The 20,557-nt window shown below is 54.3% G+C and carries 24 protein-coding genes; 11 read left to right on the top strand and 13 right to left on the bottom strand.

Annotation, left to right across the window (positions count from 1 at the left end):
- Positions 1-585 precede the first annotated feature (585 nt).
- The 5 genes from HK28_RS12895 to HK28_RS12875 all read right to left on the bottom strand — a co-directional run bounded on the left by HK28_RS12895 (position 586) and on the right by HK28_RS12875 (position 3,913).
- Positions 586-1,329, bottom strand: a complete 744-nt coding sequence (locus HK28_RS12895; protein ID WP_233140537.1) for an aldolase/citrate lyase family protein — start codon at positions 1,327-1,329, stop codon at positions 586-588.
- Between the two features lie 138 nt (positions 1,330-1,467).
- On the bottom strand, positions 1,468-1,674 hold the full coding sequence (locus tag HK28_RS12890) for a tautomerase family protein (RefSeq protein ID WP_086644945.1): 207 nt from the start codon (positions 1,672-1,674) through the stop codon (positions 1,468-1,470).
- Positions 1,675-1,689: 15 nt separating this feature from the next.
- The gene (locus tag HK28_RS12885; protein WP_086644944.1) at positions 1,690-2,454 is read right to left on the bottom strand and encodes a 2-keto-4-pentenoate hydratase; all 765 of its coding nucleotides are present in this window, start codon (positions 2,452-2,454) and stop codon (positions 1,690-1,692) included.
- A gap of 31 nt (positions 2,455-2,485) precedes the next feature.
- Complete coding sequence (locus tag HK28_RS12880; protein WP_086644943.1) at positions 2,486-3,280, bottom strand: 2-keto-4-pentenoate hydratase; 795 nt, start codon at positions 3,278-3,280, stop codon at positions 2,486-2,488.
- Between the two features lie 24 nt (positions 3,281-3,304).
- Positions 3,305-3,913 carry a DUF6640 family protein gene (locus tag HK28_RS12875; RefSeq protein WP_086644942.1) on the bottom strand — a complete coding sequence of 203 codons (609 nt, stop codon included), beginning with the start codon at positions 3,911-3,913 and terminating at the stop codon, positions 3,305-3,307.
- 598 nt (positions 3,914-4,511) lie between these two features.
- Between HK28_RS12875 and HK28_RS12870 the strand changes: the two genes are divergently transcribed.
- Positions 4,512-5,363 (top strand): IclR family transcriptional regulator, encoded by an 852-nt coding sequence (locus HK28_RS12870; protein WP_086644941.1) that lies wholly within the window; start codon positions 4,512-4,514, stop codon positions 5,361-5,363.
- 272 nt (positions 5,364-5,635) lie between these two features.
- Here the strand turns inward: HK28_RS12870 and HK28_RS12865 are convergent, their stop codons facing one another.
- Genes HK28_RS12865 through HK28_RS12855 form a run of 3 tightly spaced genes read right to left on the bottom strand, consistent with a single transcriptional unit; the run spans position 5,636 to position 7,421 of the window.
- Positions 5,636-6,004: a putative quinol monooxygenase gene (locus HK28_RS12865; protein ID WP_086644940.1), complete on the bottom strand. Its 369-nt coding sequence runs from the start codon at positions 6,002-6,004 to the stop codon at positions 5,636-5,638.
- 9 nt (positions 6,005-6,013) lie between these two features.
- A complete protein-coding gene (locus tag HK28_RS12860) occupies positions 6,014-7,075 on the bottom strand; it encodes an alpha/beta fold hydrolase (RefSeq protein WP_158093472.1) in 1,062 nt (353 codons plus the stop codon).
- Positions 7,076-7,079: 4 nt separating this feature from the next.
- Positions 7,080-7,421 carry a hypothetical protein gene (locus HK28_RS12855; protein ID WP_369823665.1) on the bottom strand — a complete coding sequence of 114 codons (342 nt, stop codon included), beginning with the start codon at positions 7,419-7,421 and terminating at the stop codon, positions 7,080-7,082.
- A 192-nt stretch (positions 7,422-7,613) separates the two neighbouring features.
- Here HK28_RS12855 and HK28_RS12850 point away from each other — a divergent pair, with 192 nt between their 5' ends.
- Positions 7,614-8,546, top strand: coding sequence for a LysR family transcriptional regulator (locus HK28_RS12850; protein ID WP_086644938.1), 933 nt, complete (start codon positions 7,614-7,616; stop codon positions 8,544-8,546).
- Positions 8,547-8,817: 271 nt separating this feature from the next.
- Here the strand turns inward: HK28_RS12850 and pcaF are convergent, their stop codons facing one another.
- The 5 genes from pcaF to HK28_RS12825 all read right to left on the bottom strand — a co-directional run bounded on the left by pcaF (position 8,818) and on the right by HK28_RS12825 (position 13,341).
- Positions 8,818-10,023, bottom strand: a complete 1,206-nt coding sequence (pcaF, locus tag HK28_RS12845; protein WP_086644937.1) for a 3-oxoadipyl-CoA thiolase — start codon at positions 10,021-10,023, stop codon at positions 8,818-8,820.
- Position 10,024: 1 nt separating this feature from the next.
- Positions 10,025-10,678 (bottom strand): 3-oxoacid CoA-transferase subunit B, encoded by a 654-nt coding sequence (locus HK28_RS12840; RefSeq protein ID WP_086644936.1) that lies wholly within the window; start codon positions 10,676-10,678, stop codon positions 10,025-10,027.
- 27 nt (positions 10,679-10,705) lie between these two features.
- Complete coding sequence (locus tag HK28_RS12835) at positions 10,706-11,383, bottom strand: 3-oxoacid CoA-transferase subunit A (RefSeq protein WP_086644935.1); 678 nt, start codon at positions 11,381-11,383, stop codon at positions 10,706-10,708.
- Positions 11,384-11,577: 194 nt separating this feature from the next.
- On the bottom strand, positions 11,578-12,345 hold the full coding sequence (locus HK28_RS12830) for an IclR family transcriptional regulator C-terminal domain-containing protein (protein ID WP_198945894.1): 768 nt from the start codon (positions 12,343-12,345) through the stop codon (positions 11,578-11,580).
- 39 nt (positions 12,346-12,384) lie between these two features.
- Positions 12,385-13,341 (bottom strand): LysR family transcriptional regulator, encoded by a 957-nt coding sequence (locus tag HK28_RS12825; RefSeq protein WP_369823664.1) that lies wholly within the window; start codon positions 13,339-13,341, stop codon positions 12,385-12,387.
- Between the two features lie 98 nt (positions 13,342-13,439).
- Between HK28_RS12825 and HK28_RS12820 the strand changes: the two genes are divergently transcribed.
- The 9 genes from HK28_RS12820 (at position 13,440) to pcaD (ending at position 20,420) form a co-directional block, all read left to right on the top strand.
- On the top strand, positions 13,440-14,567 hold the full coding sequence (locus HK28_RS12820) for a muconate/chloromuconate family cycloisomerase (RefSeq protein ID WP_198945893.1): 1,128 nt from the start codon (positions 13,440-13,442) through the stop codon (positions 14,565-14,567).
- Between the two features lie 10 nt (positions 14,568-14,577).
- Positions 14,578-14,868, top strand: a complete 291-nt coding sequence (locus HK28_RS12815; RefSeq protein WP_086644933.1) for a muconolactone Delta-isomerase — start codon at positions 14,578-14,580, stop codon at positions 14,866-14,868.
- A 59-nt stretch (positions 14,869-14,927) separates the two neighbouring features.
- Positions 14,928-15,854 carry a catechol 1,2-dioxygenase gene (gene catA / locus HK28_RS12810; RefSeq protein ID WP_233140536.1) on the top strand — a complete coding sequence of 309 codons (927 nt, stop codon included), beginning with the start codon at positions 14,928-14,930 and terminating at the stop codon, positions 15,852-15,854.
- 75 nt (positions 15,855-15,929) lie between these two features.
- Entirely contained in the window at positions 15,930-17,312 is a 1,383-nt protein-coding gene (locus tag HK28_RS12805) for a Rieske 2Fe-2S domain-containing protein (RefSeq protein WP_086644931.1), read from the top strand.
- Positions 17,309-17,512: an aromatic-ring-hydroxylating dioxygenase subunit beta gene (locus HK28_RS14455; RefSeq protein WP_304528630.1), complete on the top strand. Its 204-nt coding sequence runs from the start codon at positions 17,309-17,311 to the stop codon at positions 17,510-17,512. The genes HK28_RS12805 and HK28_RS14455 overlap by 4 nt, the downstream gene beginning before the upstream one ends.
- Positions 17,442-17,798: an aromatic-ring-hydroxylating dioxygenase subunit beta gene (locus HK28_RS12800; protein WP_304528629.1), complete on the top strand. Its 357-nt coding sequence runs from the start codon at positions 17,442-17,444 to the stop codon at positions 17,796-17,798. Before HK28_RS14455 ends, HK28_RS12800 begins: the two co-directional genes overlap by 71 nt.
- Positions 17,799-17,833: 35 nt before the next feature.
- Positions 17,834-18,850 carry a benzoate 1,2-dioxygenase electron transfer component BenC gene (gene benC, locus HK28_RS12795; protein ID WP_086644930.1) on the top strand — a complete coding sequence of 339 codons (1,017 nt, stop codon included), beginning with the start codon at positions 17,834-17,836 and terminating at the stop codon, positions 18,848-18,850.
- Complete coding sequence (benD, locus tag HK28_RS12790; protein WP_233140535.1) at positions 18,847-19,641, top strand: benzoate diol dehydrogenase BenD; 795 nt, start codon at positions 18,847-18,849, stop codon at positions 19,639-19,641. The genes benC and benD overlap by 4 nt, the downstream gene beginning before the upstream one ends.
- On the top strand, positions 19,638-20,420 hold the full coding sequence (gene pcaD / locus HK28_RS12785) for a 3-oxoadipate enol-lactonase (RefSeq protein ID WP_086644928.1): 783 nt from the start codon (positions 19,638-19,640) through the stop codon (positions 20,418-20,420). Before benD ends, pcaD begins: the two co-directional genes overlap by 4 nt.
- The last annotated feature ends 137 nt before the right edge of the window (positions 20,421-20,557 follow it).

Genomic DNA, 20,557 nt, shown 5'->3' with positions numbered 1-20,557 from the left:
CACAACCTCTCGCTCACTTCAATAAATTAATAGGTCCTGAGCCTAGACCGGCACACCGCCGTGCAGTACCAACAGCCTGGGGACCGTCGCCATCTACCGTTGACCGGCGTTGATCATATCTTCGAAGAACCTTGACGGAGCATCCAGATACGCTGCCGTATACTCTTTTCCGCAAGAACCAAGCTACTCGCCAAAGCCCTTTTCGCTCCATTGAGTCATAGAGTCCGGACAGTTTTTGCTATGTCGTCGCTTATTTCACGGGTTTCCTGATTTTATCTTTCTCCAAATGAGTTTCCCCCCTCGTTGATAGGATGCCGCCAGCCTCCATACTATCTGGACACGATCGCCTTTCCGCCACACGCCCCTGTACATACGGTTAATAATGCGGGTATTGCCATACAGTCAAATGCGGATCTATATTTTATTTTTTATTCTCAAATAAAGCGCGTTCAATTTTCGTCGCTATACAACGAAACATTCGATTAATCAGTAATTCTACGTGACCTTGCAATAATTTCTGTTATTCAAAAGCAGGAAGGAATTTCTCTTTGGAATAAGTTTCTTGTTCAATAGAATTTTCAAATGTCATCCGTAAGATGGTCTTTTCTCATCTCGGTCACCTCTGAATTCGCGCAAAAGCGATCTGCCCGAATTGACGAGCATGAGAATGTCGATACCAACAGCGACAAATTGAACGCCAGCGGCAAGATATCCCTTAGCGCGCTCAACATCCGTGGCTAGGACGCCAGCCGCCTTTCCGGCCGCTCTGGCAACGGATGCCCCGTGTTCAATCGCCCTCACGACATCTGGATGCGTCGGTTGGTCCATCAGGTCCATAGATGCAGAAAGGTCAACCGGCCCAAAGAATACGCCGTCCACCCCTTCAACGGAGACGATTTCATCTATGTTTGCGAGTCCCTTTACGCTTTCCACCTGAACTATCACGCAGATCTCTTGCACGCCAGAGTCAGCGTAATCTGGTATGCTGGCCCAGCGCGACGCGCGACCCAAGGCTGCGCCCACGCCGCGTATGCCCTTCGGTGGGTAGCGTGTCGCCGCGGCGACCGCACGCGCCTGTTCGGCAGTATCGATCATGGGGACCATCAGCGTCTGCGCACCAATGTCCAGCACCTGCTTGATGACGCTGGGATTGGCGTCCACAACCCGCACGACCGGGTGAGAAGCGTAGGGAGCCACCGCTTGAAGTTGCGCCAGGATGCTGCGTACGTCATTTGGCCCGTGCTCACCGTCAATCAGTAGCCAATCAGCGCCGATTGTCGCAACCGCCTCGGTGGCATAGGGATCAGCAAAACTCGCCCAGATACCCAATTGCGAATATCCGGAAGACAACGCTCTCTTAAAGCTATTTACAGGAATTTTCATTTCGTTCCCTCTCCGATGTTCATATCCGGCCGAATGTATGCAGTCAGATCCGGCGCACGAAATTCTATGCAGATCTTATCACGATTAAGATTTGTCTTTCTGAGCCGCCGACTCGGCTTTCGTCACGTCACCAACGGCAAAAAACTGAGGCCTGATCACGTTGACCATGACACGAACCGAAGCCAGCGGCGCATCCAAAGTGCGGCTGACGGTGCGGGCGACTTCGCGCACGCATTCACTGACGGCTTTATCGTCACGCCCCTCAACGAGATTAATTTGTATAATCGGCATTGCATTTCCCTTTTGTCAGCGAATTCGGAATTCGCAAAAACCTAACCCGGAGGCTTCGAGGCGGACATGCTGTCCTGCCTCCAATGCTATCGCTGCGGTAGCAGCGCCCGCCATGACGACCATCCCGGGCTCCAGAGAAAGGCCCGCTTCGCCTGCAACACGCGCGGCGGACACCAGCGCCCGCACCGGGTCGCCCAAAATAGCGGCGCTCGACCCGTAGCCCACGGGGCGGCCGTCGACGTTCATGACCATTCCAATATTGCTCAGGTCCGTCCCGGGTTCACGCCAGGTTCCGACCACGAATCCGGATGACGACGCGTTATCAGCCACTACGTCAGCCAAAGAGAATTTGAAATTTTCATAGCGACTGTCAATCAACTCGATAGCACACGCCACGCCGCCCACGGCGTCCAGGGCCTGCAGCGGCGTAACGACGCCACTCAGCGGTTTACGAAGAAGAAAGGCTATTTCAGGCTCGGCTCGTGGATGGATATAACGCGACATTTCGGTAAATCCTCCGTCTTCCACAATCATGGAGCGCGTCAGGCGACCCCAGATCAAGTCGCTGACGCCCATCTGCACCATCTTGGCTCGGCTGGTGAAACCCATCTTGATGCCCACAATGGGATCGCCGCGTTGCACACGACGATCGATGCTCGCCGCCTGGATCGCATACGCTTCGTCTACCCCGAAATCTTGCTCCTGTGTTATCTGTGGAATGGATGTCGCAGAGATGGCCGCCGTATCGACCCTCTCAGCAAATTTTTGGATAAACGACATGATATCTTCCCTTTCCTCTGGACGCGTCGGTCTATTTTCCGAACACGGCGCGCACGCTACCCAGGCCGGCGACCTGCGCTTCGTAGACCTCCCCGGGCGTCACAGACACCATTGGACCCAAGGCACCTGAAAGGACTATCTGCCCAGCCCTGAGAGGCTGTTCCAGACGCACCATCTGGCGCGCGAGCCAGGTCAGCGCAGTCAACGGATTGCCCAGGCATGCGGCGCCACATCCGGTCGATACCGGCTCCCCCGCGTTATCGATGCGCATGCCACATAACCGAAGATCGAATCTGTCAATTTTCCGAGGCTCACCACCTAGCACATAGGCAGCGCTGGAGGCGTTGTCGGCGATTGTATCAAAGATCGATATTTTCCAGTCACGAATACGGCTGTCCACGACCTCAATGGCTGGAAGGGCGTAAGCCACTGCGCCAATGACGTCGGCCATCGACAGCCCTTCCTGATCAAGATCGCGTTCCAGCACGAACGCGACTTCCGCCTCAATCTTCGGCTGAATAAGCGTGTTCCATGGAATTTCATCCATGTCCGCGTATTCCATCGTATCGAGCAGCGCACCATAATCTGGCTGGTCAACGCCGAGCTGCGATTGAACAGATCGTGCTGTAAGGCCAATCTTTCTCCCGGTCAAACGCGCGCCGCTTCTTGAAAGATGGGCGACAACTTCGCGCTGCACCTTGTATGCGGCGCCAAGTCCCAGCGGCTCGATCAGTGATTTCACCGGATCCGTGGCGGCCCGTTTCTCGAAAGCGCTGATAATTGCGGCCGCAGCATCACAAATGCCACTTTCCTGATGAGTATCCATGTTCTCCACCTTACATACTGTTTTTCAGGAAAAATTATTTATTTCGCCTGGGCCTTGAGAAATTCCGGTATCCATTCCCTTGCTACGTCGCATGAATCCACCGACGAACACGACGATTAGCACCAGCAATACGACTGTCGTAACAGCCATAAAAGACCAAATCGCCGTAGCGAGATTACTCGAAATATGAGTCGAGTGTGACATGAAGATGCACAACATGCCCATTATCAAGATAGCCACGGCGCCAGAAAAAAGCGTGATATTTACTTCAAAGGCCATATAGCGTCCCAGAAACGGCGGCCTGTATGGCACCACGCCATTCTCATCGTAATTAGCTCCACCGTAGAGCTTCGTCGCCAGGGACGCACTGAAGAACCCTGTGTAAGCAGCGATCGACAAAAATGACGCATACCACAGATTACGACCGGAACCGTCGTCGGGCGTCCAGATAAAGTAGAGCGCGAGAGCGGCGACGCCGATATAGCTCAACACTTGCCAGACCACATGAAAGCGCGCGTGGGGAACCCAGTGCGGATTCGTCATATGCGTCTCGTTTGAGTCAAAAATCGCGGGAATCGCGCTATAGCCCAGCGTACTGAGCGTCAGAAGAATTTGAGCAGGAAGATCACTCACCGTGCTTCCCTCCTATTTTACGGCCCACACGAAGCATCCGCATTCGGTTTCACGATAAGCGGCATGCCGGACTGGTGCCCTCGAACAAAAGGTGTATCGTTGGACGATACATATGTATCGTTGTTTGATGATGTTTATGCCCTCCAAGCCTGTACGGCCAGTACTTTCCGGGTCGGACTTATCAAAAATCTGTGCTTAAACAGACGAACTACACAGATGCGTGTGTTTCTGAGAGCCGGGCCGGACTGTCACTTGCCATCCTGCTCTTGTCCGAGAGGTCTACCTGAGAGCGCCAGACGTTTCCCGCCTGATCGCTTTCAGAAAAGCCTCGCAGTAGCGGCATGATCGTCATGTTGGATCAGGCGGCGAGTTTCAGGCAGGTGCGCCATACCACCGCGCGCTGAATGTTGCGCCGCAGCCCCATGCTCTGGCCCTATGTAAAATTCACCGTCTTCGTTACCTGCCTTGCGACAGAGCGGCCTTAATCCAAAAAGTAATGGTGCCCCGGTAGACAGGCTCGGCGACGACAGACCGCCGGACAACCTCACGGCTCGAACGTCCAGGACACCCGATTTTGTGTTCGTCAAATGATACAGCTATGACTGATTTCCAATACTTCGGGGGCAGCGTACTGGAAATGAAGCCAAACAGGTCAACTGTCGGTCGCAATTGTGCGACAGACATAGGCAATACCGGTGAATCGGGGCCGGCTCGAGGCGAAATGCGCCTTATTTCACGCGCTGCGGCTATCTTGCGCGCCCTTGCAGACCATGGCGACGGCCTTAGCCTCGGAAAAATCGCGACTGAAACCGGTCTGGTGCGCGCTACAGTTCAGAGGATTGTCGGGGCGCTCGAAGCAGAAGGTTTTGTCACAACGAACCCACTGACACCCGGGGTGTCTCTTGGCGCTGAGCTGGCCCGAATTGCCGGATCGGCTCATCGTGACGTCATTAGTATGTGTCGCCCCCATATGAAAATTCTCAACAAGCACGTCAATGACACGATCGACTTGACCATATTGCAAGGCTCGACGGCTGTAGTTGTCGAACAAATACACGCCCCACATACGTTAAAGGTGGTCACCCATGTCGGCACGCCACTCCCACTGCACTGTACCGCGAGCGGCAAGGCTCATTTGTCGCGGCTGTCTGTCGAGCAATGCAAGACCCTTCTCACTATGCCCTTGAGAAACTACACGTCGCAGACTTTGTCCGACGCCAATGCTGTAATCGCCAGTCTGCACTCGACTCCAGAGGATTTTATTTTTCGAGACGTCGAGGAATACTCAGAGGGCGTGTGTGCAATAGCCGCCCCTATCCGCGGAATTATCACCGGTAATTACGCTCTCTCCATTCTTCAGACACGACAACGCTACGACGCCCAATCGGGTGACGCGGAGAGGCTGCTTCTAGAATGTCGCGATGCTATTGAGCGTGCAGCGGGACTTTGACACTCCATCATATGCGGCATGTCTCTCCGACCTGTGTGACAGGCTTCGAAAAACATGTCGTTGGATGCTCCACGTAGGTGAACCATCAAGCCGGCAACGCGACTGTCGTTCTGTTGAGCGCGTAATCGGCGGCGAGGCGCCAGCGTAGCGATTAAGCTGTGTATTTGAAGAGGGTCTGACAATATAGACTGCCAGATCGCCCCAATTATCCCTAAACGATAGCAGTTGTGATTACTGCGAAGACATTTTTTCTTTCACACGATTCCTAAAACTCAACGCAACTGTTCACTGCCCAGGCGTTCATCCCAAGGACTACCTAGATGTGGATAGAGCGCAGTTCGAAAGCGACGAACCGCCTCTGATTGGATAAAACGCCGATAGGCCGTTTCGCTGGCGAAGGTTTCAGTCAGGATAAAATGATTCGACGCATCGCCAGCCTGCTGTATCAGGTCGATCGACTGAACATTTGGATCATTTTTTACCTGATCACGGTAATTGGCCAGAAGTTTTTCTCCCTCGACCTGATCGCTGGGCATCAGGTCAACATTCACAATAGAATGAAACGCACCCGTAGTCGGAGCGGCCAAGGCGGGGGTGGATATGGCAACAATAACAAGATAACGAAATTTTCTATAAAACATTTTAATTCCTTACGATTTTACGAATGAAAGAAGCTCTGCACGGAATCGCTCCGGCATCTCCAAATGCGGGACATGGCCTGCATCCGCGAAAGAGATGAAGCGACCATTGCGCAGTTCGTTCACTGCCTGCTGCGCTGCCGGATGGATCCCTGGCATCGCCGCTCTGGCTGCGGCGGATGCGTAGGATATGAGCGGCGCCGAGTGATCCTTCGTTCCCGCAGTAAGCATGACAGGCATGGGAAGAGAAGCGTAGAGCGGACGAACTGGTTCTCGATAAATCATCTGATATGTGAGCGCCGAAGCGCGGGCGAAGCGATCGAACTCACTTGATAGCGTTGTGCGCATTCGCCATGTCACAAAAGGTTCGTAAGAGTTCTTGGGCAACAATGGAAAGAAGTGAGCAATGAACGCCCGGTAGCTGGCGACCGTGTATGCATGCTCGGCCGCAACGAGCGTTTCAGTCTCCTGCGGGGGAATAAAAGCACGATAATCGACCAGTCCGATCGGGTCTTCGAGCACGAGTTGCTCAATCCGATCGGGCGCTATACTGGCCATGCGCACGGCGAGCGCGCCGCCGGTCGAGTGCCCGAACAACGTGATGCGGCCAAGCGACAGGGCGTCAGCCAAAGCCAACGTGTTGCGTGCCAGCGCTTCGAAAGAGTAGTCGAGATCGGGTTTGGACGATTTATTGAAGCCTATCTGGTCGGGCACGATCACGCGGAAACCAGCGCCTCGCAGCCAATCGATCGGTCCGCTCCAGTAGCTGCCATCAAAGTTTTTCCCATGTAGCAAAAGGATCGCCCGGCCGTTGGCCCCCGACGTCGGCACGAAATCCATATAGGCCATACGCACAGACTGCCCGCCCATCACAAGCGGCAGGAAGGACACAGGGCCTGGATATGGCCACCCCTCCAACCCGATGCCAAGGGGCTCTGCAGTGCCGGTTGGGGCCGGTCGGGGCGGCCCCGCCAGTGCTCGCCCTGCCGTTGCTGCCAGCGTTGCGGTCGCGAGCGGCAGCGTCAGGGCACTTCGTCGGGTCACCGCCGAGAGAGCGTCGAAATTATCAGGCATCGTTTCATCTCTCCATCGGGTAGGGCGTCGCGGCAGTGACAGGATAATCTGTGTAGCCCTGCACGCCGCCGCCAAAGAAGGTATCTCTGTCAGGCGCCGAACAGGGGAGCTTCCCCCATAAGGCGTGCAACCAGATCGGGATTGAAGATCCTGCCCCCGCAGCATGGACCGCTTCGGATGCCAAGCGCCAACCGGCGACCTGTTCACTGCTGTAGATACCAGAAGCGAAAGAATAGCCCTTGCCCTGAGGAGAGGTTTGAGCAGTCTCGGTGACGATCAGGCCAGCAGACGCCCGCTGCGCATAATGGGTCGCATTCATCGCGTTTGGACTATCGCCAGGCTGAATGCTGCGCGCGGGTCACCGGCGCCATCACGATCCGGTTCCGAGGATATTGGCCTCCAATCGAAATCGGTGTGACCAGAAAGGAGGTCATCGCGTGGGCTCCAACGAAAATGCACAGAGATTGATTTGAGCTCTTTCCGCTCGCGGCGATATGCGTGAAATTGTGGAGACATTCTCCACCATTCGGAAAGAGTTATGTTGGACGATATCAAGGAACTGCGCACCTTCGTCCGTATAGCCGCTGAGGGCAGCCTCTCGGCCGCCGCGCGCGAAATGGGGCTTGCACTCAGTGTCGTGAGTAAGCGCCTTGCTTCCTTGGAGGCTCGGGCAGGCACTCGCCTGATGATACGAAGCACACGCAAGCTTTCACTGACCGACGAGGGCGCCAAGCTTCTGGAACGGGCGCAGCGTATCCTCGCAGAAGTGAGTGAAGCAGAGGAAATGTTGTCCCATGGTCGGCTCGAGCCGCAGGGCCTTCTGAGAGTCAGTGCGCCAATTGCGCTTGGCCGAATGCACGTGAGCCCGGTCTCCCGGCGGCTTGCGGCAACCTATCCACGTATGTCGATTGATCTCCTGCTGACAGACCGCGTCACAGCTGTCATCGACGAGGGCCTGGATGTCGTCATTCGTATCGGAGGCCCAAGTGATTCAGGTCTTATTGTACGAAAGTTGGCGGACAACCACCGCGTGGTTGTCGCGTCAAAGAACTATCTCGCCGCACGAGGAACACCCACGACGCCAGAAGCACTCGTGGATCACGATTGCCTACATCAGGGTCATGGCGCCGTATGGAAACTGATCGGTCCTGACGGTCGTCTCGCGGAAATCGAGGCCAGATCGAGACTTCGTTGTAACAATGGCGAAGTCTGGCGCGATTGGGCGTTGGCTGGCTCAGGCATCGCAATGAAATCGTGGATCGACGTAGCCGACGATGTACGCGCCGGAAGGCTTATTCACGTTCTGCCCGAATGGAGAAGTCCTCCGGCGCCAATCTGCGCATTGCTACCTACGCGAACCCTCGTCCCCACTCGTGTTCGTGTGTTCCTGGAGAGCATGGCCGATCAGCTTCGCAAGAATGATGGCTTGCAGCCGCTTCAGCCTGCCGGAGCAACTTTCGCAGCGGGGTAGCATCGTGACCTGCGTTCTCCAACACTCACTGGTGCCACTTAGAGATTTACTCGCGTCACTCTTTATCCGGGGACAAGAAGAGCCGACGGGCTCAAAACTCCTTTACGTTGAATGGACTTCACTGAAGCGAAGAACTGACTGCAGCCGGAAGCACGTCAACCTACAAACTCAGTATGATCGCCCGTTAGCTGACGACGCACCGTCATCACCTGATCGCTCACGCTCGATCCTGCGGCTTAAGCAGCAGGCGCTGTTCGCCAAAGAACGCCCCTCAAACACGCTCGATCAAAAGCGCGACGCCCTGTCCAACTCCGACGCACATGGTCGCGATCGCACGTCTCAGACCAAGGGTCTCAAGCGCATTAACAGCCGTGAGAGCCAAACGTGCGCCCGACATTCCCAAAGGATGACCCAAAGCAATTGCTCCACCATTCGGATTGACGTGGGCGGCGTCATCCGGGAGGCCAAGTTGACGCAGCACCGCGAGGGACTGACTGGCAAACGCCTCGTTCAACTCGAAAATATCAATGTCTGCAAGCGACAGACATGTCCGCGCGAGAAGCTTTGTCACTGCGGGCGCAGGACCAATGCCCATGACGCCCGGCTCAACTCCTGCAGTCGCCATGGCGACGACGCGCGCTCGCGGCGTAAGGCCGTGGCGTGATGCGCCCTTCTCGCTTGCAAGCACCAGCGCTGCCGCGCCATCGTTAACGCCGGAGGCGTTGCCTGCCGTCACCGTGCCGCCCTCAGCCTTGAATGGGGCGCGGAGTTTTTTCAGCGCCTCAAGCGTCGTGTCCGCTCGTGGGTGCTCATCTTGTGAAACAACGCTCTCTGCTTTTCGTGTTTTAACGGTTATTGGCGTAATTTCTTTTGCGAAGAAGCCATTGGCCTGAGCTTTGGCGGCGCGTTGTTGTGAGTTGAACGCGAACAAATCCTGATCCGTCCGCGAAATACCATATCGCTCTGCGACATTTTCTCCCGTTTCCGGCATGGAAGCCACGCCCCAGGCAGCCTTCAGGGCGGGGTTGACGAAGCGCCAGCCAATCGTCGTGTCGAACATCTCCGCCTTGCGGCTGAACGCTTCGCTCGCCTTGCCCATCACAAAGGGAGCGCGGGTCATGCTTTCAACGCCACCCGCCAGCAAAAGCTCGCCCTCATCCGAACGGATCATCCTTGCTGCCGTGCCGACTGCATCAAGTCCGGAACCGCAGAGGCGATTGATGGTCGAACCCGGCGTCGTGACGGGATATCCGGCGAGGAGAACAGCCATGCGTGCGACGTCACGATTATCTTCGCCGGCCTGATTGGCGCAGCCAAGATAGCAATCATCCACAGCATCCCAGTCAACGGATGTGTTACGTTCACGCAGGACGCGAAGCGGATGCGCAGCGAGATCATCCGCACGGACATCCTTCAGCGCGCCGCCAAAGCGACCGATTGGCGTCCGAGTAAAGTCGCAGATAAATGCCTCAGACATATCAGCTCTCTTTCCTGTGCAGCACTGCGTCAGTTTGCGCCTGCAATGCCTCAAAACTCAGGCCGGGGACAATTTCGGCCACCTCAAACCCGCGCGACGTCACATCAATGACCGCAAGGTTGGTGTAGATGCGGTCTACGACGCCCGGCGCTGTCAGCGGGTAAGAGCAATGGCTCACCAGCTTGGGGGCGCCATCCTTCGTGGTATGCTCTGTCACGACCCATATCCGTTTGGCGCCCACGGCAAGATCCATCGCACCGCCCACAGCAGGCGCCGCGTCTTCAGCAGATGTAGCCCAGTTCGCGAGATCTCCATTTTCCGCCACCTCGAACGCGCCGAGGATACACAGATCGATATGCCCGCCACGGATCATCGCGAAACTGTCTGCGTGATGAAACAGAGAGGCGCCTTCAAGCAAGGTGACATTCTGCTTGCCTGCGTTGATTACCCACGGATCAATGTCTTCCGGGGCGGGTGAAGGCCCCATACCCAGAATGCCATTTTCTGAATGAAGGATAATTTCTCGGTCTTTTGGCAAGCAATCTGCAACAAGGGTCGGAATCCCGATTCCAAGATTGCAGACCCAGCCTTCCGGGATGTCGTGCGCGACGCGCGCGGCCATTGCGAGACGGGAAAGAGGCGTAAATTCGGACATGCGACTTTTCCTTGAGATTACTCTCTATCAAACCGGAACATTGCTTTGAAATGGCACAACACGACTGACGAAGAGACCCGGCGTCACGACGTTTTCCGGAAGGATTTCGTCCAGTTCGACAATTTTTCTTGCCAGCACGATTGTCGTCTTTGCGGCAGTGGCCATGATCGCGTTGAAATTCCGACCGCTGCCGCGATAGTCGCAGTTGCCCCAGCGATCGACACGCCACGCTTCGACCAGGGCGACGTCGGCCGGAAGCCAACGCTCCATCAGGTAGGTCTTACCGTCAAATTCACGAGTTTCTTTTCCTTCCGCAATCTTGGTGCCGACACCCGTCGCCGTGTAAAATGCAGGAATGCCAGCGCCCGCAGCCCGAATGCGTTCAGCCAAGGTTCCCTGAGGAACAATTTCCAACTCCAGTTTTCCAGCCTTGAACAAATCTTCAAACACGACCGAACCGGCGGAGCGCGGGAAGGAGCATATGATTTTTCGCACCCGGCCTGCTTCCATCAGTTTCGCAAGACCAACATGGCCGCTACCTGCATTATTCGCGACGATAACGAGTTCACGAGCGCCCTGTTCAATCAGGCCTTCGATCAAAGAGTCAGGCTGCCCGACAGAGCCGAAGCCGCCGACCATCACTGTCGATCCATCCTGGATGCCTTCCAGTCCTTCGGCGATATCACGTACCCGTTTATCGATCATATTTTCTCTCCTGCATGCACAACGAGATGCCACAGAAATGTGCGTATAGCGCACATAAATCCGCTATACGCACATACTCTGCTCGAATCAAAAGGATGCAAGTAAAAAAAACGGGATCATACCGCGTTGTAAGCGGATAGGTCTGTTCACCGCCCGTCCGAAAATCGTTCGGGCAGAACAGAAATATTAGTCGATCAATAAAAAGCCGGCGCTATGATATCGGCAGCCTGTTTCAGGGCCGGGAGGAAAACCTTTTCCAAATCATCCCGGCTTGTCCGGTGGCTCTGTGTGCCTACATTCAGCGCCGCGACTACCTGTCCCCCTTGCCGCCTTATCGGGACGGCGAGAGAACGAAGACCGGGCTCGAGTTCCTCGTCGAGAATGCTGTAGCCATCCTCGGCCACGCGCCGAAGTTCCTGCATCAACAGAGTACGATCTGTTTTGGTCGTCGCTGTCCTTTGCGCGAGAACGGGAGGGATCAAGCGAGCCCAGTCTGCGGGAGGCAAATCGGCAAGCAGGACGCGCCCCAGCGAGGTGCACCAGGCGGGCAAGCGCGTGCCGGGTCCCAGATTGAGTGAAACGATCCGACGCGCTTCCGCCCGCGTAAGATAGATAATGTCGGAATCCGAGAGCACTGCAACCGAGAAACTCTCGTCAAAACGGCTACTCAGTTCATCCAAAACAGGCTGCACATTGCGTGTGAGCGGCGCCGAAATCATTGGCGCCGCGAGGGCCAGAACTTTGGGGGTCAGGGTGAATAAACGCCCATCACTGACCAGATACCCTTTCGCGACGAGTGTCAGCAAAGAGCGCCTCGCGCTCGCGCGGGTCGTGTCAGTACGACGCGCCACTTCAGCAAGGGTCAGACCCTCGGAGGCGTCGGCGCAAGTGAGCAGAACATCCAGGCCGCGGGCCAGAGCATCGACAAAGTCACGACTTGCCTCGTCAGTTCTATTTTTCAACGGCATGCTTCTGATGGTTTCCATTGAACGAGGTGAAATTCACGTAAATGCCGGACCAGTTCCAGCCAGCGTCTGTATCCCGTCGGGGATGGGATAACCCAGATCGGAATATATCTCCTTGATCGTGTGCGCCATCACGATGAGTTCGGGAGACTGATCTCCTGAACGGTAGCTCATGATGATGGGAGAAGACGCCTCTTCCACCAACTCGCGATAGCAGACGCCGTCCATCTGAGACCGGCGAACGGACTCGGGCACAATGCAAATTCCCTCCTCAGCCGCAACCAATCCGATCGCGCTCTGAAGTTCGCGTGCTTCGTGAGCTACGCGTGGGACCAGATCGTGGTCATGAAACACAGCCAAAACCTGATCGGCGTAGCTCGGACGTGGAAATCTTGGATATGCAATCAGTGGCAGCCTCGCCAGTTCCTGAAGCGAAACGCGCGCATCAGGGTCTTCAGGTGCGTGTAGTTCAGGCATGGCGACGACCAACCGTTCTTCGCGCAGCACTATACGTCGGATCGCACTGTCTTCGACACGAATGCGCCCGAAACCGATGTCGATCCGCCCTTCCTTCAGCGCCGCCACCTGATCAAGGGTCACCAATTCGGACATGGTTAATTCAACACTTTGTGCGCGCCGTCGAAACCCACGAATGAGCGTAGGCAAGCGCGCGAACATGGTTGATGAGACGAAACCCAAGGCAAAATGGCGCTTTTCGGCTCCAATTGCACGCGACAACACTTCCTGCATCGTGTTTAGTTGACCAAGAAGGCGCTGGGCTTGCTCATAAACGAGCCAACCGACCGACGTGAGACTAAGCGGCCTCTGGGAACGGTCAATCAGCAACGCTCCGACTTCCGCTTCAAGCTGTTGAATTTGCCTACTTAGTGGCGGTTGAGCGATATGCAGCCTTTCCGCTGCGCGAGTGAAATTGCGCTCTTCAGCAACTGTCACGAATGACCGCAAAACACGTAAATCCACCACGTCCTCCATACTCTTTCGGTATGTAATTGAGACCATAATAGTCTTGGGCGATCCTGTGAGCGAGGCATAACGTCGGCTCAGTCAAAATATCAAGCGGGCATGATCCTGTGACAGTCCACATCAAACATGCTGAAGTTATCATTCTTGATGTGCCCACGATCCGACCTCACGTCCTGTCGATGGCCACGATGCGCAGTCAGACGATTGTGCTGCTACGGCTCCGTGGCGCCGACGGTATTGAGGGGATCGGTGAAGGCACGACAATCGGCGGCCTGAGCTACGGCCCGGAGAGTCCGGAAAGCATCAAAGGCGCACTGGAAACCTACATTCTCCCGCTTCTCGAGAACCATGACATCAGCCAAATAGGTAAGGTCATGGAGCACGTTGAGCACCATGTTTCAGGCAACCATATTGCGAAATGCGCTCTCGAGACCGCGCTATTCGACGCCGCGGGCAAGCGTCTGGGCGTGCCCGTCTCTGACTTGATTGGCGGCGGGCGTGTGCGTGACACACTACCGGTAGCGTGGACGCTGGCCAGTGGCGACACCTCCCGCGACATCGCAGAAGCCGAGGCAATGCTGGAGGCAAAGCGACATCGCATTTTCAAGCTGAAGATCGGAAAGCGCTCGGTTCGAGACGATGTCAGGCATGTAGCGACAATCAAAAAGGCGCTAGGTGATTCAGCAAGTGTCCGGGTTGACGTTAATCAGGCCTGGAATGAAGCTTCGGCTGACCTCGGAATGGCGCTTCTGGCGGACGCAGGCATTGATCTTGTTGAGCAACCTGTTCCACGACATGCCCTGCCAGCGATGACGCGCCTTACTGCGCGGCATACGATCCCTTTAATGGCGGATGAAGCCTTGAATGGTCCTGTTTCCGCCTTTGCCGTCGCCTCCACAGCGGGCGCGCGGGTTTTCGCCCTGAAAATCGCTCAATCCGGTGGCTTGCAAGCTGCGCGAGACGTCGCTGGTATCGCCACAGCGGCCGGTATTGGCCTCTACGGAGGAACCATGCTCGAAGCGGGAGTCGGCACAGCAGCATCCGCTCACGTTTTTGCAACACTTCAGTCTCTTGATTGGGGCACCGAATTGTTCGGGCCACTTCTGCTGACCGAAGAAATTCTGGAAAATCCTATACAGTATTCGGAGTTCTGCCTCTCCGTTCCGACAGGTCCCGGTCTCGGAGTTTCTCTTGATGAACGCGCCATCGCGCGCTTTAGACGCAACAATCAGTGAGGGCCAACAAATGCTCTTTATGGTGGAAATGGACCTTTCAGTCCCATTAACGTTCGATCAGAAAGAATTTGAACGTCTTAAGTTAACAGAAAAAAACCACTTCCAGGAATTGCAGCGTTTCGGAAAGTGGCGACATATCTGGCGCGTAACTGGTCACTACGCAAATGTGAGCATTTTCGATGTCGATGACAATGCAGAACTTCACGACCTTCTCACAGGTTTGCCGCTTTATCCATTTATGACCATCAAGGTAACACCACTGAATCGCCACCCATCTTCATTACACGATGATGATCGTTAAAATATATCTTCGCAAATAAAAATCGCAAAAATTGAACAATAACAAAAAAAGGCATGACCATGACAGAGTTTACGCAATCCGTGGAAATCACAGAGTTCCTCGATCGGGTTTCCGGCCTGACAAATCCAGACGCCAAAGGCGACGAGAGAACGAAGAAAATTATCCGCAAGATTGTTGGAGATTTGTACGACACTATTGACACATTCGATGTCACCGACGACGAATTCTGGCTGGCTCTGAACTTCCTTGCGGCAGGTTCCGAGGAAATGGGCCTGTGGGCCGCAGGACTGGGCTTCGAGCACTTTCTTGATCTGCGTGCGGACAGGAAAGACCGTGCGGCTGGAATTCCAGCGGGCACGCCGCGCACGATCGAAGGCCCCCTTTATGTCGCCGGTGCTCCCATCGTTGAGAGCGGCTCCCGCCTTGATGACGGCAGCGATCCAGGTGAGCAGATAATTATGCATGGGCATGTAAGCGACACTAACGGAAAGCCGGTTACAAATGCGCTGGTGCATGTGTGGCATGCCAACACCAAAGGAAATTACTCCTTTTTTGATAAATCCCAGACAGATTTTAATATGCGCCGTCGCCTGAAAGTGGATGAAAACGGCGATTACATGTTTCACAGCATCATGCCATCCGGTTATGCCTGTCCACCCGGCGGCAGCACGGATACCATTCTGTCCGCCATCGGCCGACATGGCGAAAGGCCGGCACATATTCATCTTTTCGTTGAAGCTCCAGGATATCGACAGCTTACTACGCAGATAAATATCGAAAATGATCCTTACATAAACGATGACTTCGCTTATGCGACGCGGGACGAACTCATTCCGCCGATCATCCGGCACAGTGACTCGGCAGATATCAACGCTGCCGGACTTAACGAACCCTATGCTGAAATCAAATTTGATTTCGTCCTTACTCCTGCGCTTAACGAAGAGGAAGAGCACTTCTCCAGTCGTCTGCGCGTGATGGCTGACTGAACCCTTCTCAAAAATAACAATAACAATACTCTCCAGAAACTCTGATTTCTGGTGAAATTCAACGGGAGAAAAGTCATGCGCCATTCCCTTCTCGAACGATTAGAAACATCTATCGTGGAAAACAAGGAGTCAGGAATATCCCGGTGCCGTCGCGATATCTTTACTGATCAAGATTTTTTCGATCTTGAAATGGAACACATTTTCGAAGGCAATTGGGTTTACCTTGCGCACGAAAGTCAAATTCTCGACATAAACGACTATTTCACCACGACAATTGGCCGCCAACCGGTCGTGATCACCCGTGACAAAACAGGCGAACTCCATGCTCATGTCAACGCATGCGCGCACCGTGGCGCCATGCTTTGTCGACGCAAGCATGGCAACAAATCCAGTTTCACATGCCCATTCCATGGATGGACGTTCAACAACTCAGGGAAACTTTTGAAGATAAAGTACGGAAAAACTGGTGGTTATCCAGAGACGTTCAATACCGCAGGGTCTCACGACCTCGCCAGAGTACCCCAGTTCAAGAACTACCGCGGATTCCTCTTTGGCAGCATGAAGGCCGATATAGCTCCGCTTGAAGATTATCTTGACGCGACAAAAGTAATCATTGACCAAATCGTTGATCAGGCTCCTGAGGGAATCGAAGTTCTCCGAGGCAGTTCATCTTACGTATTTGACGGAAACTGGAAGCTGCAGATCGAAAATGGCGCCGACGGCTATCACGTCAGTTCCGTGCATTGGAATTACGCCGCGACTATGGGACGTCGAAACTATGAAGCCGATGGCACACGCGCTGTTGACGCCAATGGCTGGTCGCGAAGTGTGGGCGGGGTTTACGGGTTCGAAAACGGACACATCCTGCTTTGGACCAAGCTTCTGAATCCTGAAGTAAGGCCAATTTATGGCCACCGGGACGAATTGGCGCAGCGCGTTGGCCATGAACGCGCGAGGTTCATTATCGAGCAGACGCGAAATCTGTGTCTATATCCCAACGTCTACCTTATGGACCAGTTTTCGACCCAAATCAGAGTCGTACGACCAATCAGCGTCGATAAAACTGAAATAACGATCTATTGCTTCGCCCCAAAAGGTGAAAGCGCTGCGGATCGTACCACACGTATCAGGCAATATGAAGACTTCTTCAACGTAAGCGGTATGGGTACTCCCGACGATCTGGAGGAGTTCCGATCCTGTCAATCCTCTTATGCCAAAGGAAGCGACCTTTGGATTGATCTCAGTCGCGGCGCCACACGCTGGATCGACGGCGCTGACGACAACGCACGTGAAATGGGTCTGAAGCCTCTCCTTAGCGGGACTCAGAGCGAAGACGAGGGTCTTTTTGTACGGCAACACGAGAATTGGGGGAAGGTGTTGCGTGAAGGGCTACTGCGCACGGGTAGTAGCGAACACAATCGGACTATGCGGGCAGAAGTCGTGGGAAGTGTAACATGAGCGGTGATTACGAACAGGTTTGCGCCTTTCATTATAAGGAAGCCCACCTTCTCGATGATCGGCAGTGGGATGAATGGCTGACGTGTTATTCACCTACAGTTTCCTATTGGATGCCTGCGTGGGACGACGATGACACTTTGTGTGGAGGATCCCCAAAGCGAAGTCTCTCTAATTTATTATCCGAACCGGGATGGACTTGAAGATCGCGTGTTCCGCATCAAGACGGAGCGCTCGAGTACCTCGACACCTGAGCCGAGGACCTGCCATTTCATCAGTAATATCGAAATCATCGGAAAATCCGAAAGCTCTTTGAATGTGCGATACAACTGGCAAACGCTAAGCCATCGGTACAAGACAACTGACAGATTCTTTGGCTCGACGTCCTGCACCATTGATATGGATGGTAATTCACCGCTCATATCAAAAAAAACGATCATTTTGAAGGATGACTACATTCACCAAGTTATCGATATTTATCATGTCTAAGCAGAAATCTTTGTTTGGTTTTGGCGGAGGGTCGTATGAGCTATCGTGTCGCACTGAATTTTGAAGATGGCGCTACGCGCATTATCGACTGCAAAGACGGTGAGAAGGTACTCGACGCAGCCTACCGTAATAAAATTAATATCCCGATGGATTGCTCCGACGGTGTCTGCGGAACCTGTAAATGTCGTTGTGAGGAGGGTGAATATGAACTCGGTGATGAGTATATCGAAGATGCGTTGACGGAAGGTGAGGCGGCGGAGGGTTTGGTGCTCACTTGTCAGATGCTCATCTCGTCTGACTGCGTAATTTCGGTTCCGGCGCCGTCATCCGCATGCAAAATCAAGGCTCAGGAATATGAAGCCGAGTTGAAGACAGTCGACCTTGCATCAGACAGCACTATTGTTCTGACACTCGACCTCGCCAGAAAAGGCGAACTTGATTTTTTGCCTGGGCAATACGTCAACCTCAACGTTTCTGGAACAACGGAGGCGCGCGCTTATTCCTTCAGTTCTCGCCCTCGTTCAGACAGCGTGAGTTTTCTCATTCGTAATGTGCCTGATGGTCTGATGAGCCGCTGGTTGATTGACGAAGCCAAGCCCGGCGTGAAGATGCGTTTTGTTGGTCCCAATGGGAGCTTCTTCCTGCGGAACGTGGAGCGACCAGTGATTCTCCTTGCGGGAGGCACTGGGCTCGCGCCAATGCTCTCGATGCTGGAAGTGCTTGCCCGGCGTGAGTGTAATCATCCTGTCCATTTAATCTATGGCGTCAACCACGACGGCGATCTGGCCGAGCTGGAGCGAATTAAGATGCTCGCCGCCAATATTTCCAGTTTTACGTGGGATTGTGTTGTCGCCGACGAAAATAGCAACAACCCTCTGAAGGGATATGTAACGCATCATCTCGATGACGCGCGACTGAATGGTGGAGATTGCGACATCTACCTTTGCGGGCCGCCGCCTATGGTCGAAGCGGTTCGCGTTTTTCTTAAAAAGAAAAACGTCGAACCAAGACATTTTTATTATGAGAAATTCGTGGCCAGTGAAGCTGTATGAGTATGATTTTTCAAGGACGCTTTACCGGCAAGGTTCTGGTAGTAACCGGCTCAGCGCAGGGCATCGGCCACGCTGTCGCTTCCCGAGCGGTGGCTGAGGGCGGGCAGGTATTGTTTGTCGATCAGGCAGATTTCGTTGACGAAGTTGCACGGTCCGCCGCCAGAGGGCAGGCTGGACGAACAGCATCCATATCTGTCGATATGGAAACGTGGGAGGGCGCAAGCAATGCGATGGAAGCAGCCCATTCCGCTTTCGGAAAAATTGATATCGTTATAAACGGCGTCGGCGGCGCTATTCGCATGCGCCCGTTCCATACCTTCGAAACAATTCAGATCGAGGCCGAAATTCGACGCTCCCTTATGCCAACGCTCTGGGGGTGTCACGCAGCTCTACCTTATCTTCTTCAAGGCGGAAGGGGCACCATCGTGAATATCTCCTCTAATGCGACGCGCGGCATTCACCGCGTCCCCTACTCCGCAGCCAAAGGCGGAGTTAATGCCCTGACAGCGAGCCTGGCAATGGAATATGCAGAATCGAATATTCGCATCGTCGCTGCCGCCCCGGGCGGCACGGAAGCTCCGCCGCGCCGCATCCCGCGTAACCCGGGTGGAGACACGCCGCAGGAGCAGGTCTGGATGGACGAAGTCGTCGAGCAAGTCAAAGACTCTACATTCCTGAAACGTTACAGTACGATTGAAGAGCAGGCGGCCCCAATTCTATTTTTGGCGTCCGACGAGGCATCCTACATCACGGGATCGGTTCTGCCTGTAGCTGGAGGTGACCTAGGATGAACCGTAAATTTCTCACAATGGGCGACGGTTGCAGTATCGCCTACACGCAGAACGGGGACCAAAAAGCGGAACCTCTGTTTTTATCGAACTCTCTCGGCACCTGCCTGGATATGTGGAACCCGCAAATAGCCCGACTTTCGGAGCATTTTCACGTTATCCGCTATGATACGCGTGGGCACGGCAAGTCAGACGTCCCTGTAGGCTCCTATAGTCTCGATCGATTGGGGCGGGACGTGCTTGAACTCGCCGATGCGCTCGAGATTCAACAATTCTCTTTTTGCGGTTTATCACTCGGCGGAATGACAGCTCAATGGCTGGGCGTTCGGGCCCCTGAGCGGCTCAAGCGCATCGTCATCGCAAACTCCTCACCGTATATGGGGCCGCCATCAGCCTGGGATGCTCGCATTCATACTGTGCTGAATGTGGGAATGAGCCGGATCGCGGAGGCCGTGGTTGAGCGCTGGTTCACACAAGAGTTTCGCAATAACCGCGACAACACCAAATTCGTCCTCGATATGCTGTTACACACGAACGCGACAGGATATGCAGGTTGCTGCGCCGCAATCCGCGATATGGATTTGCGACCGTTGCTCCCTCTCATCAGGACGCCAACCCTCATTATTGGTGGAACCGAAGATCCAGCGACTCCGCCCGAGCAGACTTATGAATTGCGCGACGGCATCCGCAGTGCGAGATGTGTAATGCTCGAGGCGGCGCATCTTTCGAATATTGAAAAACCGTCTGAATTCACGGATTTCTTGATAAGTCATTTTGTATAAATTAATTAAAAGAAAAAGAGAATTTATATATGCGCAAACGACAATAATTTAACAAATATAGAAAAAATAGAAATACTTCCGAAATATGACCTAGGCTCAGGACTCATTCTTTAAGATAGAAGATGAAGCTTGCTGCG

It is taken from the genome of Acetobacter sp. DsW_063, assembly GCF_002153745.1.
GTDB lineage: Bacteria > Pseudomonadota > Alphaproteobacteria > Acetobacterales > Acetobacteraceae > Acetobacter.
Note: the sequence above shows the minus strand (reverse complement) of the source record. Positions and strands in the feature narration are given on the sequence as shown.